The 562-nt window shown below is 45.4% G+C and carries 1 pseudogene; it reads left to right on the forward strand.

Going from position 1 to position 562, the window contains the following annotated elements:
* Positions 1–432: pseudogene (locus Q384_RS13600) on the forward strand (hypothetical protein); the annotation flags it as partial.
* Positions 433–562 lie beyond the last annotated feature (130 nt).

Below are 562 nucleotides of genomic sequence, written 5' to 3' on the forward strand. Positions count from 1 at the left end.
GACCAACTCAAAGGCAACGGCGGCGATGATATTCTGAACGGCGGCGCGGGTAACGACAGCTTAGAGGGCGATGCCGGCAATGATGTTTATGTGTTTGAAGGTGCGTTTGGCAGTGATTTTGTCAGCGATTCGGCGGGCATGGATACCCTTCGCTTCACCGATTTGAGTTTGGCGGATTTGCTGTTTGACAAAAACCATCTGAATTATTTGGAATTGTTTACCGCAGACGGTGAAAATAAAGTGCAGATTGCCGGTCAATTGGGTAATAATCCCCAATACAAAATCGAGCGCATTGAATTGAAAGATGCGGTGTTGGAAAACCCCGATTTCAGCCAATACCTCTCCGATTATGACCCGCAGCCGCAATCAATGACGGTGTTTGATGAATTGAATCAGATGAATCAGCTGATGCAAACGGCGGGAATTTTATAAACGTTTTATCAACGCTTTATCAAAGTGTGTTGTCAGCCTTTATTCAGGCAGCCGATTGGCTGTGAATAGACTGGCTGTACACTTTGATTGCTGCATTTGATTGCTGCATTTGATTGCTGCATTTGATTGC

Origin of the sequence: Stenoxybacter acetivorans DSM 19021, from assembly GCF_000745895.1 — a bacterium.
In the GTDB taxonomy this organism is placed as follows: domain Bacteria; phylum Pseudomonadota; class Gammaproteobacteria; order Burkholderiales; family Neisseriaceae; genus Stenoxybacter; species Stenoxybacter acetivorans.